Here is a 14,599-nt window from a genome sequence, read left to right as displayed (position 1 = left end):
TATAAACTTATTTGAAAAACCCTTTAATAATCGTTACAATGTCATCAGCATTCTTGCCATAGAGCATGGTTTGATGGTTTCCTCTTACAAAATGTAAGGTGCAATTTTTCATCATTGCTACGGTTTCCTCTGCTTTATAGCGAGGCAATAAGGGCTCGTTAAGGTTGTAATCATCAGTAGCATTAATGATGGTACAAGGTACTTCGATTTTTCGAAAAGTGGTGTTCCAATTCTGGTTAATAACGTTTAATGCTACCGAGCTCATATTGGCCAGATTCGGAATGGTATCTACCCTGCCATCGGGCCTCATCTGTATATCAGCACAATAATAACTCTCCATATAATCATCCCAAAAGGTAATCTGGGGCGAGGTTTTCATGCTCTCAATAAAGGTGTCATACGAATCGTATACTTTAGATAAGCGTTCAAATACCGGAGCCAGCATTTGCCCGGAATTAGGATTGAGTTCTGCCGCAGAATCCAGGAAAAGAATCTGGTGTACACGTTCAGGATAGTTGGCACAGAGATAAGCAGAAAGAAGGCCTCCGTAAGAGTGTCCGATCAGGTTGGCTTTTTCTATTTTGAGATGGTCTAATAGACCTAATATATCTAAAGCGTGATCCTGAAGAGAATACGCGAATGCCGGTTTGGCACTTAAGCCGCGACCCCTGAGGTCCGGGCAATATATATTGAATTCTCCCAGCAGGCCTGCATGAATGACCCCGTCAAATGCATGGGCATTGGCCGTAATACCATGTATCATAATTACCGCAGGCTTATCTGCTCCTGCATAGTATTCCAGATAGTGTTGTTTGATACCATTGCTTTCTATAAAGTGATTTTGCATTACATTTAGATTTGAGGCATTGTTACACTTGTTTTGCAACCATTGCACTATGCCGGGATGTTCAGAGGGCTGCAAATTTAAATTAAAAAACGCTATTTTAAATTAAAACATTATATATTTGCAAATACAGTAGGGCGCTGTCTATGAAATCATGACTACTACGAATACAGCCCCCTTTTTCAACACTCCAGCTTATTTATTTTATTAAAATTTAATGCACTACAATACCTCTCGCAATAAATTATTGATGCCCGAATACGGCAGAAATATACAGAAAATGGTCGATTACATTATCACCATTGAAGATACTGAAAAGCGTCAGCAGAATGCACAGGCCATTATTGAGCTTATGGGGATTCTTAATCCGCATTTGAAGAATGTAGAAGATTTCAGGCATAAACTATGGGATCATATCTATAGGATTTCTGATTTTAAAATTGAAATAGATTCCCCTTATCCTATTCCTACAAGGGAAAAGATGTTCCAAAAACCGGAACCTTTACCATATCCTAAAAAGAACAGGAAGAACAAACACATTGGCCATAACATTTCCCAGATTATAGACCGTGCCATTCAAACCGATGATGAAGATAAGCGTAAAGGCTTTACCCAATCGGTGGCTTACTACATGAAGCTGTCTTATGCAAACTGGCATAAAGAACAGGTGCAGGACGATATGATTAAAGAAGAGCTAAGGGTTTTGAGTGGCGGTGCGCTTGATTTTGTGCCGGGAGACATGAAAATGCGCTTTAACAGCAATAATAATAACAATAATTTCAAAAAACACGCGCAAAACAATAATCCCAACAGGCCTAAGAATAATGCTCAAAGTGCAAATGCGGGTAGTGGCCAGGGCAACAGCAGTAATAATAATAAAAACAGAAGCGGAAATAACAGCCATTATAATAAGAATCAGAAACCGAATAATGGTAACAGACCTCATCCGCCGGCAAAGAATCTCTAGTTTTTTTTAACAAAAGTTTGCTTTTCCAATTTCTTTTTTTACTTTTAGACATTAAAATAAATAATCCCTTTCAATCATTCTGTAAGACATTATAATTATGAAGCGTTTTTTATTGGCATCTCTTAGCGCAATAGCAGCAATCACTACATTTACGGTTTCCTCTTGTAAAGTAGATAAATGCAAATCTATCGTATGTGCAAATGGAGGCACTTGTGAGACAGATGGTTCATGTACCTGCCCTGCGGGTTATGAAGGAGAGCGTTGTGAAACAATTACACGCGATCGTTATAAAGGTGCCTGGACGGTAACGGAAGATGGTACAGTAAGTAGTGTAGCCCGTTATGTAGTTTCTGTAGAGAATAATTCCAATATGACAAGTGTTCAGATCCGGAACTTCAATAACCAGAACAATGCCGTTTTAGTCGCTAATATTGTGAAAGATTCAATCTTTATTCCTACACAAACATATACCGTGGGTACTTTAACCAAAACCGTAGTAGGTTATGGCGTGATCACACCCGAGAAGTTTTACGAAGGTCATGGTGAGATGAAATTATACTACCGTGTAACTTCTTCTGATGGTATCGTAGATAATTACGGATATCAAGGAAATGGTGTAGCGTCTTTATGGACTAAATAATTTACCTTTTCAATAAATAAAAGCGAGGCTATCTTTATATGGGTAGCCTCGCTTTTATTTATTACTTTTGAGCTTTACGTTTCTGTTAAATAATCCGTATTTTTAAAGCGGTCCCTCCTGTAGTAATAGCAGGATATTATGATAACTTTTAGATCAGTGTATCATTTATAAATGAAGAACTTATTTATCCATTACCGTTGGTTTATAACGCTGGCCGTCACGGCAATGCTGTTTTTTACGGCATTTTTTATACCCTTTCTGTGGTATGTAGCTATGGGGGTCTTCTGCCTTTTTATGGTATTGAGCCTTTTGGATCTGCTCTTGCTTTTTGGCCGTAACCGTAAGGTGACCATAGAGCGAAAGCTAACGGATCGCTGGCATTTAGGAGAAGAGAATACCGTATATGTACAATTTGAGAATCACTTTGGGTATAAAGTTTTTCTGGAGCTGATTGATGAAGTACCGGTACAGTTTCAGGCACGTAATTTTATCATTAACCGTTCTTTAGCGACAGATGAAAAAGTGAAAATACAGTATGAGCTAAAACCCTTGAGCAGGGGTATTTTTACCTTTGGTCATCTGATCGCCTATGTGGCAACACCGATACAGTTTTTTAAAAGAAAAATGGTGAATACAGATACGGCTAGCGTAAAAGTGTATCCCACCACAAAATATATAAAGAATTACCAATTGCTGGCCATCAGCGATAAAAACAACCTGATCGGTACCAAAAAGATCCGCAGGCTGGGGCATAGCTTAGAATTTGAGCAAATCAAAGACTATGTCAACGGAGATGATATCCGTACGATTAACTGGAATGCTACGGCAAGGCGAAATCATATGATGGTCAATACGTTCACCGATATTCGCTCTCAGCTGATCTATTGTCTTATTGATAAAGGCCGGAATATGAAAATGCCTTTCGAAGGCATGACATTGATGGATTACGCCATCAAATCTTCCCTTACTTTTCTGAATATAGCCCTGCACCGGCATGATAAAGTTGGGCTCATTACCTTTTCCTCTGGTGTGAACGATATTATTCCCGCAGAGCATAACTCCTCACAAATGAGTAAGATTCTGGAAACACTGTATCATCAGCAAACTGATTTTCTGGATGCAGATTATGAAAAGCTGTTGACCGTGACCCGGTATAAATTGTCACAACGGTCCTTTCTGATGTTGTTTACCAATTTTGAATCGCTTACGGCCTTAGAGCGGCAAATGCCTTATCTGCGCGGCCTGGCTAAAAGACATATGCTTTGTGTCGTCTTTTTTGAAAACACGGCCATTAAACACTTTAAGGAAACGCAGCCCGATACGACTGAAGGTATTTATGTGAAGACCATTGCAGACCGTTTTGATTACGAGAAAAAGCAAATGGTAAAAGAGTTGCGCCGGTATGGAATTATTTCCATCCTGACTACACCCGATAAACTGACCGTAGATGTGGTAAATAATTATTTAGAATTAAAATCAAGACAATCCATATAGGAAGTAGTTATGCTTACTAATAAAAAAATCATACTGGCAGTAACCGGAAGTATTGCTGCCTATAAAACACCTGAACTGGTGAGACAACTGGTGAAACAAGGAGCTGAAGTACAGGTCCTAATGACCCCGGCGGCGGCAGACTTTGTAAGTCCGCTGGCTTTGTCGACCGTATCTAAAAAGCCGGTGTTCAATAGTGTAAGCAATAATGATCAGTGGCATAACCACGTACACCTGGGCCGTTGGGCAGATGTATTATTGATTGCCCCTTGTAGTGCCAACACCTTAGCAAAGATGGCCAATGGTTTATGTGATAATATGGTACAGGCAGTTTACTTATCCGCTACCTGTCCGGTATTGATAGCTCCGGCAATGGATGAAGATATGTGGCTGCATCCGGCAACGGAAGCCAATGTGAAGAAAGTGGCGGCATATGGTAACCAGATTATTGCTCCCGAACATGGCGAATTAGCGAGTGGTATTATTGGCGCCGGGCGCATGGCCGATCCCGAACATATCGTACAATTTATTGCTGATTTTTTTAAGAAAAAAGATACTCCTCCGGCACCTTCAAAGTTTAAGAAGGCACTCATCACTGCAGGGCCAACATACGAAAAGCTGGATCCCGTGCGTTTTATCGGTAATTATTCCTCCGGAAAAATGGGCATTGCTTTGGCCAAAACCCTAGCCGAACAGGGTGTCGCGGTTACCCTTGTTTTAGGGCCAACAAAAGAAGAAGTTCTTTTACCCAATATTACCCTTCTTCGGGTGGAAAGTGCACAGGAGATGTTTGATCAGTGCAATGCCGTTTTTGAAGACATTGACTTAGTGATCATGAGTGCTGCTGTTGCCGATTTCAGGCCGGCGACACAAGCTAAAGAGAAAATCAAGAAAACAGACGGGGCAGAACATATTACAATAGAATTGGTAAAAAATCCTGATATCCTGGCAACTTTGGGGAAAAAGAAAACACATCAGGTACTGGTTGGATTTGCTTTAGAGACCAATAATGAACTAGCACATGCACAGGCAAAGCTGGACAAAAAGAATGCCGATTTTATTGTACTCAATTCCCTGAATGATAAAGGAGCCGGTTTCGGAACCGATACGAATAAAGTGACGATTATTAGCCATAATAATCAACCCTATGAAGTACCTTTACAATCCAAAACCGCAATCGCTTTGGCGATTATTAATTATATATCCAACGCATGATAAGAAGCATTTTAGCAGGAATATTTTTGATGCTGTTGTCTGCAACAGCACAGGCCCAGGAGTTTAATGGGAAGGTAACCGTGCGCTATGACCGACTGCAGGGGGTAGATGCCAAAATCTTCGAAGGCTTGCAGAATTCGCTGAATCAATTGTTGAACAATACCAAATGGACAAATGACACCTATAAGAATATCGAAAAGATAGACTGTAGTTTTATGCTTAACCTGACGAAACGAACCGGTAATATTTTTAGCGGTACTTTGACCATACAGGCCTCCCGTCCGGTATATAATGCCACCTACAGCACTGCCCTGGTCAACTTTTTAGATAAAGATGTGACCTTCAAATATGAACAGGGGCAAGTTATTATATATGATGAGCAACGGGTGTCCGGTAGCGATCCCGTAGCGGCCAATCTTACCGCAATATTTGCTTATTATGTCAATATTATTTTGGGTTTAGATTATGATTCCTTTCAACAGGGTGGGGGTACTGATTATTACAAAAAGGCACAGTATATTGTGCTGAATGCTCCGGAAGAAGGCAAGACCCTGAGCGGTTGGAAGTCCAGCGAGGGGAATAATAAAAACCGCTATTGGTTGGTCGACCAGATATTGAACCCCAGATTTGAAAGCTTCAGGCCTTACTTATATGCGTATCATCGTTATGGGCTGGATGTGATGTGGGAAAAACCGGATGAAGGTAAAAAGACCATTATGGATGGATTGGATGGGCTGAGTACCATTAACCAGCAAAATCCTTCTTCCGTATTATTACAATTTTTCTTTAACGCGAAAAGTGCGGAATATATCAATCTGCTTAAATCTATGCCCGAATCGGAGCGTAAAAAATATGCCCCTAAATTGGCCGCACTAGATATTACCAATGCCTCAAAGTATAATGATGCCCGTTAGTAGTCACTCCGCGCCACAACGCCGTATTCATCCTTATCTTTATACCTGTATACAATTGCTCCTGTGTGGTTTGATGTTAACTGTTTTTTCCTGTAAAAATGAAGAGCAGCCACCCATACCCATCGCCAAGATGAGCAATATCCTGTTTGATCTGCAAACGGCAGAAGATTACAGCATCGGCAATTTTAAAGATTCTATAAAGCAGAATAGCATAGAGAAAAATAACGATACCTTAGCCTATTATTATGCCCTTACGTTAAAGCATCATGCCGTTTCAGCAGAGGCTTTGGAAGATGCGTTGAATTGGTATTATGAACATCCTGTAGTGATGGATAGTGTGTATAAGCGGGTAATTGATAAGGCGAATAAATACAAAACGCTGGCCATAAAGGATACGACCTCTTTAGTTATCCAGGATTCTGTTTTGAATGCCGCTACTGCCGGGCTTCAGGACAGTAACAAACTATCGGCACCGGCTGCTACACCTAAACCCGATTTCAAACGACCCGAACGCGCTACCATAGCTCCTATGGAGCGTTCAGAGGATCAGGAATTGAAAGATATTAAAAAGAAAAATAAAGATATTAAAGAGACTTTAGATAAAGTCAAAAAACAAGGACAATAGATGAAGAAAAACAGATACATTTTTGGACTAGCTTTATTATTTATCTCTGCAATGGTAGCCTGCAAGCCGGAAACGATTATGCCCAAGCCAAGAGGATATTTCAAAATAGACTTACCCGAACAACATACCTACAGAACCTTCGATAGCACCGGTTTTCCCTTTACCTTTGAGTACCCGGTATATGGTAATGTAGTACAGGACCTGAACCTGATAAAAGAAGAAAAAGAACCTTATTGGATTAATGTGAGTTTTCCTAGTGTCAATGCCATGGTCTATCTAAGCTATAAGGTGATCGCGCCGGGAGCCGATTTGAATAATCTGGTGATAGAAAGTTATAAACTGACCAATGCCCATAATAAAAAAGCAGATTTTATAGAAGCCCCGCCATTCACGACCAAGAGCGGACTGGAAGGCGTATTTTATACTGTGGGCGGTAATGCCGCTTCGGTTTATCAGTTTTATGTGACCGATAAAAGCAAACATTTTATTCGGGGATCATTATACTTCAACAGCACGCCCAATGCGGATTCTATCGCTCCGGCGGCTGCTTTTCTCAGAAAAGATATAGAACATTTGATAGAGACGTTAAAATTCAGGTAAAAAGTTTTAGTTTTGCAAACCAAAAATCAGGCAAAACTGATTTGACCGGTCTTATAGTTCAACGGATAGAATAGAAGTTTCCTAAACTTTAGATCCAAGTTCGATTCTTGGTAAGACCACCATTTAAAAATGGTATTCATTAAAATATAAATTTTCAAACAATGGAATTTCGTATTGAGAAGGACACTATGGGTGAGGTACAAGTCCCCATTAGTGCATATTACGGAGCGCAAACCCAACGCTCTGTAGATAACTTTAAAATTGCTCAGGACATCAATAAAATGCCAAAAGAAATTATTAAGGCATTTGCATATTTGAAAAAAGCTGCAGCATTAACCAATACGGATCTTGGCGTATTAGCCGCTGAAAAATCGGCCATGATCGCAACTGTTTGTGATGAAATAGTAGAAGGAAAGTTAGATGATGAGTTTCCTTTGGTGGTATGGCAGACAGGATCGGGTACACAGTCTAACATGAACGTGAATGAGGTAGTTGCTTATCGCGGACACGTATTGTCTGGCGGTCAACTGACAGACAAAGAAAAATTCCTGCATCCAAATGATGATGTGAATAAATCACAATCTTCTAACGATACATTCCCTACCGCGATGCATATTGCGGCTTATAAAATGCTGGCGGAAACAACCCTGCCGGGCATCAAACAATTAAGAGATACGCTGGCGGCAAAATCCAAAGCATTTATGCATGTGGTTAAAATCGGTCGTACCCATTTGATGGATGCGACACCTCTGACCCTGGGTCAGGAGATCAGCGGTTATGTGGCACAGCTTGATTACGGGATGAAAACCATTAATAATTCCCTGGCACACCTTACCGAACTGGCTTTGGGTGGTACGGCTGTAGGTACCGGTATCAATACCCCTAAAGGTTATGATGTAGCCGTGGCTAAAAAGATTGCCGAATTAACGGGTTTGCCTTTTGTAACGGCACCGAATAAATTTGAAAGCTTGGCGGCACATGATGCGATTGTAGAAGCCCATGGTGCCTTGAAAACGGTTGCAGTAAGCCTGATGAAAATTGCCAATGATGTACGTTTATTGAGTTCCGGTCCACGTGCCGGGATTGGGGAGCTGCATATTCCTGATAATGAACCGGGTTCTTCCATCATGCCGGGTAAAGTAAACCCGACGCAATGTGAAGCCCTGACCATGATCGCTGCACAGGTATTGGGCAATGATGTGGCCATCAATATCGGAGGCGCAAGTGGCCACTTTGAGTTGAATGTATTCAAACCAATGATGATCTATAACTTCCTGCATTCTGCAAGACTGATCGGAGAAGGATGTGTGAGTTTCGATGTGAAATGTGCTCAGGGTATTGAGCCGATTCAGAAAAACATTGATGCACACGTAAATAATTCTTTGATGCTGGTTACCGCTTTAAACACAAAAATCGGCTACTATAACGCTGCCGGTATTGCACAAGATGCGCATAAGCGCGGCATTACCTTAAAGCAGGCTGCTTTGGAATATAAACTGAAAGACCTGGATTTTGAACACATGACCGAAGCACAATTCGACGAATGGGTAGTGCCTGCCAGTATGTGTGGTACTATAGGATAATCAGTAGAACAATATTTTAAAAAAACAGGGATCATAATTTATGATCCCTGTTTTTTATTCTGCTGCGGCTTCAATCGCAAAGCCATTCTTTTTGGCAAAGGCTTCTTGTGCTTCATTGACCTTTTTTATTTCCACAGATTCTTCTTCTGCAAGTACCGTCAGGTTACCGATAACTTTATTTATCTCTGCTTCCGTAGAGGATTTAGTGAGTTTTTCTACAGGTATAAATCCCTCTTCCAGCATCTTCTTTTCATAAAATAGAAAATTAAGTACTGCAAGACGAAGGTCCTCTGATCCGTAAGCATCCTTATGTAATAAGAGTTCTTTTTGCTTGCGCACTATAAATTGATGGAGGACTTTACGCTCCGCACCCAGCGCCGTAAAATCTTTAGAGCCCTGGTATATTACATTAAATTTTTCACCCCATTTGACGCCATAATTATACATACTGTCTGTAATAGAGACGTAATAGTCATTGAGTGCTATAGCTGTTGTGCCTTTCTGGGCATGAAGCAATCCGGGTGCCCACGATAAGACAAAGACAAAAAGTAAAATTTTAAGTTTCATAAATAATTGTTTTTAGGATTTCTATAACAAATGTAGGGCTTAATTGTATCATAATTAATAAATATAGCATTTATAAACAATTTATTATCTAGGTTATTATCGGAGCTTTTTCTTTGTATTGGATGCGCAATAGTTGCGTTATAATGCTCTTTCCCGTTTTTTGCTATCTGGGAGCATATTTAAGGCGATTTTATGTGGGGCATATCCTTTGGCCCTTGAAACGCGCATTATTGCGGCAAGCATTGCCCCTGAATTAAATTGCCCTATTCAACAGGATATTGTTTTTTAAAGCCTAATTTTGCAAACAAGCCAAGGATAAAAAAAACAAGTATTAAATTGGTAATTTTAAATAAAAAAGTATTTTTGCACAAAATCTTAAATTTCAACTAACATGTCAGAAGTTGCAAACCGCGTTAAAAAAATTATTGTCGACAAATTAGGCGTTGACGAATCAGAAGTAACCCCAGAAGCTAGTTTTACTAACGACTTAGGTGCCGATTCTTTAGATACAGTAGAGTTAATGATGGAATTCGAAAAGGAATTTAATATCTCTATTCCTGATGATCAAGCTGAGAACATCACTTCAGTAGGTCAAGCGATTTCTTACTTAGAAGAGCACGCTAAATAATCTTCAACAAAGATCTAATCAGAGTTTAATTATTTTTTAGACAAAAACACATTTAATGAATTATCCGTTAAAACGCGTAGTAGTAACGGGGCTCGGCGCCCTAACCCCAATTGGCAATAATGTAACCGAATATTGGAATGCATTAGTTAATGGTGTATCGGGCGCTGATTTCATTAAGCAGTTTAATGCTGAAAAATTTAAAACTAAATTTGCATGCGAACTTAAAGGCTTCAATCCCGAAGACTTTATGGATCGTAAAGAAGCCCGTAAACTGGATCGCTTCTCTCAAATTGCGATGGTAGCAGCTGACCAGGCGGTAAAACACGCCGGTTTAAATGCAGATACCATTAACAAAGATAGAGTAGGTGTAATCTGGACTTCCGGTATTGGTGGTATGATTACCTTTATCGAAGAGATGACCAACTTTAACTCTGGCGATGGTACACCTCGTTTCAATCCTTTCTTTATTCCCAAACTGATCCTGGATATTGCAGCCGGACATATTTCTATGAAATATGGCTTCCGTGGCCCTAACTATGCTACGGTAAGTGCTTGCGCCTCCTCTACAAATGCCTTGATCGACGGGTTTAACTATATTCGCTTAGGCAAAGCAAATGCCTTTGTGGTAGGTGGTTCCGAAGCAGTCGTAACGCAATCGGGTATCGGCGGTTTTAATGCCATGAAAGCCCTTTCCGAAAGAAATGATGATCCGAAAACAGCGAGCCGTCCCTTTGATCTTAACCGTGATGGTTTTGTATTGGGCGAAGGCGGAGCCGGTATCATTTTAGAAGAACTGGAGCATGCTAAAGCAAGAGGCGCCAACATCATTTGCGAAATGATCGGAGGCGGTATGTCTGCAGATGCTTATCACCTGACAGCACCACATCCGGAAGGATTAGGGGTCATCAATGTGATGAATGAAGTCTTAAATGATGCGAATATCAAGGCAGAAGATGTTGATTATATCAACGTACACGGTACGTCTACACCTTTAGGTGATATCGCTGAACTTACTGCCATCAAAAAAGTATTCGGAGAGCATACTTACAATTTAAATATCAGTTCTACCAAATCTATGACCGGTCACTTATTAGGTGCTGCCGGAGCCGTAGAAGCCGTAGCAACCATACTGGCTATGGTGAACGGAGAAGTTCCCCCAACAATCAATCACTCTACAGCAGATCCTGCTATTGATCCGAAAATTAACCTTACCCTCAACAAATCTCAGAAAAGAGAGATCAGAACAGCGGTAAGCAATACGTTTGGATTTGGCGGTCATAATGCTTCTGTAGTATTCACCAAGTACAAAGACTAGATCTTATTGTCCATAGGCACTCATATTTTCAGTAACACGTCATCGGAAGATAAACAGTTAAAAAAAGCATTGAAAAATATTCTGGGCTTTTCGCCTAAGTATTTGCCTTTTTACGTCACTGCTTTTACGCATCGTTCCTGTAACGATCATCTTGATGCCAATAACGAGCGACTGGAATTTCTGGGCGATGCTTTTATCGGCAGTATTATTGGTGCTTACCTGTTTAAGAAATACCCCAACAGAGACGAAGGATTCCTGACCGAAATGCGCTCCAAAATTGTGAGCCGGCAGTCCCTTAATGAGATCGCCTTAAAGATGGGTATTCAGAAGCTCATCCGTTTTAATAAGCATGATAAAATGCTGAGACGAAGCAATATCTTCGGAAACTCCCTGGAGGCTTTAGTCGGGGCCATTTATTTAGATAAAGGGTTTGACAAAACAGAAAAATTCATCCTTAAGAATTTACTCTATAATTATGTCGATATCGATGATCTCGAATCGACCGACTTTAACTTCAAAAATAAGTTGTACAACTGGGCACAGATCAATAATAAGGTCGTGGACTTTGTCACCTTAGGAGAATCTAATGAAGCGGGAAGGCGTGTGTTTACGGTCGGTATTGAAATAGATGGAGACATCTTTATTCAGGCTACCGGATACAACAAGAAACAGGCCGGACAAACGGCGGCTCAGAAAGCCCTCGAACAATTAGACGCATTTGTAGACTAAGCTAAAATCTTTAATTATATTTGCTGTTCACCTTCCTGATCATCCCTTATACAGGATGACGGAGTGCGATGTTATAAAATTTTATTTTTGCCTTTACACTATGTATATACACAGTATATGCAGTATTAATACTTTAGGAACGATTAATACGCATACGCCCTTGCCCGAGTTGACCCTTGTTTCCGAGCACCTTGATGCCGTGGAACCCAGTTATGCACCATGGATTCCACCCATGCAGCTGAGAAGAATGAGCAAAGGGTTACGTATGGGCCTGACCGCAGCTAAATCGGCTATTAACGATGCCGGTGTGGCTGCTGAAGACCTATCTGCCATCACTGTAGGTACTGCATACGGCATGCTTCGGGATTCCGAAACCTTCTTGGGCAATATGGTGCGGCAAAATGAAACCATGCTGAACCCTACAGCCTTTATCCAAAGTACCCATAACACCATTGCGGGCGCCATTGCCTTATCGATACAATGCAATGTACACAACATGACGTTTGTACATAAAGCACAATCCTTCGAAAGCGCGCTTTTAGATGCAGATATGAAGCTGAAAGAGCATCCGGCTAAGAAAGTAGTCTTAGGTGCAGTAGACGAGAAAAATGACACCTTAGAATGGCTTCTAAAAGGATTGCGTCAGGGAATTGAAATAGGAGAAGGTGCTTCTTTTATGGTTATGGGGAATACGAAAGAACAAGCCATTGCGCAGTTAACGGAATATTCCTACTTCAAGTCCAACGATCCGAAAGCAATCAGTGCGAAATGTGCTGCCATACTTGATCGTTATGCAGGTACAGAAGTGATTTTGGTGAAAAATTATACCTCATCGCTTCCGGTACTGGAATCTTATACCATTGTTGATATGAGCCCTGTAATCGGCTATAATCCTACCGGATCGGCTATGGCTATGGTTTATGGTATAAAATTGATTCAGGAGCACCGCAAGCCGGTGATTGTGATCAACTCCTGCAGAGCTTACTGGTCTATATTCGAATTGGCTGCAGTCTGAATAAGAAGGTCGGTTACTGCAAATTTTTAACATTAAAGGCAGTGCTTTTATTATTTTTTGCAAGGAATGAGTTGTAGTTTTAGGTACAATAATCATCAACACAAAATAATGAATACCGAGATAGAGACCCTGCCTTTATCAGCACTCCGCAAAATACAGTCTGAGCGATTAATCACCTTACTTGATTTACTAAAAGAAAAATCTCCTTTTTATCAAAAGCGCATGCAGGAATCTGGCATTCGTTTTGAAGATATTAAAGGCATCGAAGACATTCACAAACTTCCCATTACTTATAAACAAGATCTGCGGGATCATTATCCTTTTGGATTATTAACCGTGCCTCGGTCAGCACTCGCCAGGATACACTGCTCCAGTGGTACCACGGGCAGGCCGACTGTGGTTGGCTATACTCAGGAAGATATCGACCTTTTCACAGAGGTTGTTGCCCGCTCCTTAAAGGCTGCCGGTGCCGAAAAAGGAATGCTCCTGCATAATGCATATGGCTACGGAATCTTTACCGGGGGACTTGGATTGCATTATGGCGCAGAAGGCTTGGGCATGACCGTATTGCCCATTTCGGGCGGTATGACCACAAGGCAGGTAGACCTGATCATGGATTTTAAACCCGAAGTCATTTGCTGTTCTCCTTCCTATGCCCTGACCATTGCCGATGAATTTGCAAAGAGAGGGATTACACCCGAGGACATCAGTTTAAAATATGCGGTGCTGGGCTCTGAGCCCTGGACGGAAATCGTGCGGAAACATATTGAAGACCGCCTGGGTGTGGTGGCGACAAATATTTATGGCTTAAGTGAAATCATCGGACCGGGTGTGGCAATAGAAGATTTTGAAGAGCAAGGTGGTAGCTATATTTGGGAAGATCACTTTTATCCCGAGATACTAGATCCGCTTACGAAAGAACCTTTACCGCTGGGGTCGGAAGGTGTATTGGTATTGACAACCCTTACTAAAAAAGGGATGCCTTTATTAAGGTATTGGACCAATGATATTACGCGCTTATATTATGACGAAAAAGGGAAACGGAATATGATCAAGATGGCACCTATTGTGGGCCGTACTGATGATATGCTAATCGTGAGGGGCGTAAATGTATATCCCAGCCAGATTGAGGAAGTATTTAGTGCTATTCCCGGCTTACTGCCCAATTACTATCTAAAGCCACTGATCAAAGAGCAAATGGTTGTTGCTTTGGGGATTGATGTGGAGCTTGCTGATGAGGTACTGGTGCAACAGCAGATTGCTAAAGGAAGTGCTGCGCATACGGCTTTAAAGGAGCAGTATATGCAGCAGGTAGCTGCAGAAGTGAAGAAAAGGGTAGGGATCACAACCAGTGTCGTGATTCATGAGCAGGACAGCCTGCCAAAGTGTGAAGCCGGAAAAATTAACCGGATTATAAAATAAGTCTAAGCGCTATTGTAATAGGTTTAAAAGAGAAGGCGCGCTGC

15 protein-coding genes and 1 tRNA gene are annotated in these 14,599 nt (G+C 41.1%); 14 read left to right on the top strand and 2 right to left on the bottom strand.

Translation table 11 applies throughout. From position 1 onward, the window contains the following. Window positions 1-7: 7 nt before the first annotated feature. On the bottom strand, window positions 8-847 hold the full coding sequence (locus tag DBR32_RS06085) for an alpha/beta fold hydrolase (RefSeq protein WP_124635407.1): 840 nt from the start codon (window positions 845-847) through the stop codon (window positions 8-10). Window positions 848-1,061: 214 nt separating this feature from the next. Between DBR32_RS06085 and DBR32_RS06080 the strand changes: the two genes are divergently transcribed. The 9 genes from DBR32_RS06080 to fumC all read left to right on the top strand — a co-directional run bounded on the left by DBR32_RS06080 (window position 1,062) and on the right by fumC (window position 8,879). After that, on the top strand, window positions 1,062-1,811 hold the full coding sequence (locus DBR32_RS06080) for a DUF4290 domain-containing protein (protein ID WP_124635406.1): 750 nt from the start codon (window positions 1,062-1,064) through the stop codon (window positions 1,809-1,811). 97 nt (window positions 1,812-1,908) lie between these two features. Further along, a complete protein-coding gene (locus tag DBR32_RS06075) occupies window positions 1,909-2,451 on the top strand; it encodes a calcium-binding EGF-like domain-containing protein (protein WP_124635405.1) in 543 nt (180 codons plus the stop codon). Between the two features lie 171 nt (window positions 2,452-2,622). Beyond that, window positions 2,623-3,945 carry a DUF58 domain-containing protein gene (locus DBR32_RS06070; RefSeq protein WP_124635404.1) on the top strand — a complete coding sequence of 441 codons (1,323 nt, stop codon included), beginning with the start codon at window positions 2,623-2,625 and terminating at the stop codon, window positions 3,943-3,945. 9 nt (window positions 3,946-3,954) lie between these two features. Then, window positions 3,955-5,157, top strand: a complete 1,203-nt coding sequence (gene coaBC / locus DBR32_RS06065) for a bifunctional phosphopantothenoylcysteine decarboxylase/phosphopantothenate--cysteine ligase CoaBC (RefSeq protein WP_124635403.1) — start codon at window positions 3,955-3,957, stop codon at window positions 5,155-5,157. Beyond that, on the top strand, window positions 5,154-6,071 hold the full coding sequence (locus tag DBR32_RS06060; RefSeq protein WP_124635402.1) for a DUF4835 family protein: 918 nt from the start codon (window positions 5,154-5,156) through the stop codon (window positions 6,069-6,071). Before coaBC ends, DBR32_RS06060 begins: the two co-directional genes overlap by 4 nt. Further along, window positions 6,043-6,696 carry a DUF4296 domain-containing protein gene (locus DBR32_RS06055; protein WP_124635401.1) on the top strand — a complete coding sequence of 218 codons (654 nt, stop codon included), beginning with the start codon at window positions 6,043-6,045 and terminating at the stop codon, window positions 6,694-6,696. Before DBR32_RS06060 ends, DBR32_RS06055 begins: the two co-directional genes overlap by 29 nt. After that, window positions 6,697-7,296 carry a hypothetical protein gene (locus DBR32_RS06050; RefSeq protein WP_124635400.1) on the top strand — a complete coding sequence of 200 codons (600 nt, stop codon included), beginning with the start codon at window positions 6,697-6,699 and terminating at the stop codon, window positions 7,294-7,296. Window positions 7,297-7,343: 47 nt separating this feature from the next. Further along, window positions 7,344-7,418 (top strand) — tRNA-Arg (locus tag DBR32_RS06045). Window positions 7,419-7,457: 39 nt separating this feature from the next. Continuing rightward, complete coding sequence (fumC, locus tag DBR32_RS06040) at window positions 7,458-8,879, top strand: class II fumarate hydratase (protein WP_124635399.1); 1,422 nt, start codon at window positions 7,458-7,460, stop codon at window positions 8,877-8,879. 54 nt (window positions 8,880-8,933) lie between these two features. Here the strand turns inward: fumC and DBR32_RS06035 are convergent, their stop codons facing one another. Next, window positions 8,934-9,446: a hypothetical protein gene (locus DBR32_RS06035; protein WP_124635398.1), complete on the bottom strand. Its 513-nt coding sequence runs from the start codon at window positions 9,444-9,446 to the stop codon at window positions 8,934-8,936. 391 nt (window positions 9,447-9,837) lie between these two features. On the opposite strand from DBR32_RS06035, the gene DBR32_RS06030 reads away from it, so the two are divergent. The 5 genes from DBR32_RS06030 to DBR32_RS06010 all read left to right on the top strand — a co-directional run bounded on the left by DBR32_RS06030 (window position 9,838) and on the right by DBR32_RS06010 (window position 14,555). Continuing rightward, entirely contained in the window at window positions 9,838-10,074 is a 237-nt protein-coding gene (locus DBR32_RS06030) for an acyl carrier protein (protein WP_124635397.1), read from the top strand. 55 nt (window positions 10,075-10,129) lie between these two features. After that, window positions 10,130-11,389: a beta-ketoacyl-ACP synthase II gene (gene fabF, locus DBR32_RS06025; RefSeq protein WP_124635396.1), complete on the top strand. Its 1,260-nt coding sequence runs from the start codon at window positions 10,130-10,132 to the stop codon at window positions 11,387-11,389. Between the two features lie 69 nt (window positions 11,390-11,458). After that, window positions 11,459-12,118, top strand: coding sequence for a ribonuclease III (rnc, locus tag DBR32_RS06020; RefSeq protein WP_233559675.1), 660 nt, complete (start codon window positions 11,459-11,461; stop codon window positions 12,116-12,118). A gap of 100 nt (window positions 12,119-12,218) precedes the next feature. After that, a complete protein-coding gene (locus DBR32_RS06015) occupies window positions 12,219-13,133 on the top strand; it encodes a beta-ketoacyl synthase chain length factor (RefSeq protein WP_158605922.1) in 915 nt (304 codons plus the stop codon). Window positions 13,134-13,241: 108 nt separating this feature from the next. After that, window positions 13,242-14,555 (top strand): phenylacetate--CoA ligase family protein, encoded by a 1,314-nt coding sequence (locus DBR32_RS06010; RefSeq protein ID WP_124635394.1) that lies wholly within the window; start codon window positions 13,242-13,244, stop codon window positions 14,553-14,555. The last annotated feature ends 44 nt before the right edge of the window (window positions 14,556-14,599 follow it).

Source organism: Taibaiella sp. KBW10, from assembly GCF_003852495.1.
Lineage (GTDB): Bacteria > Bacteroidota > Bacteroidia > Chitinophagales > Chitinophagaceae > Edaphocola.
This window is presented reverse-complemented; position numbering and strand designations above follow the sequence as displayed.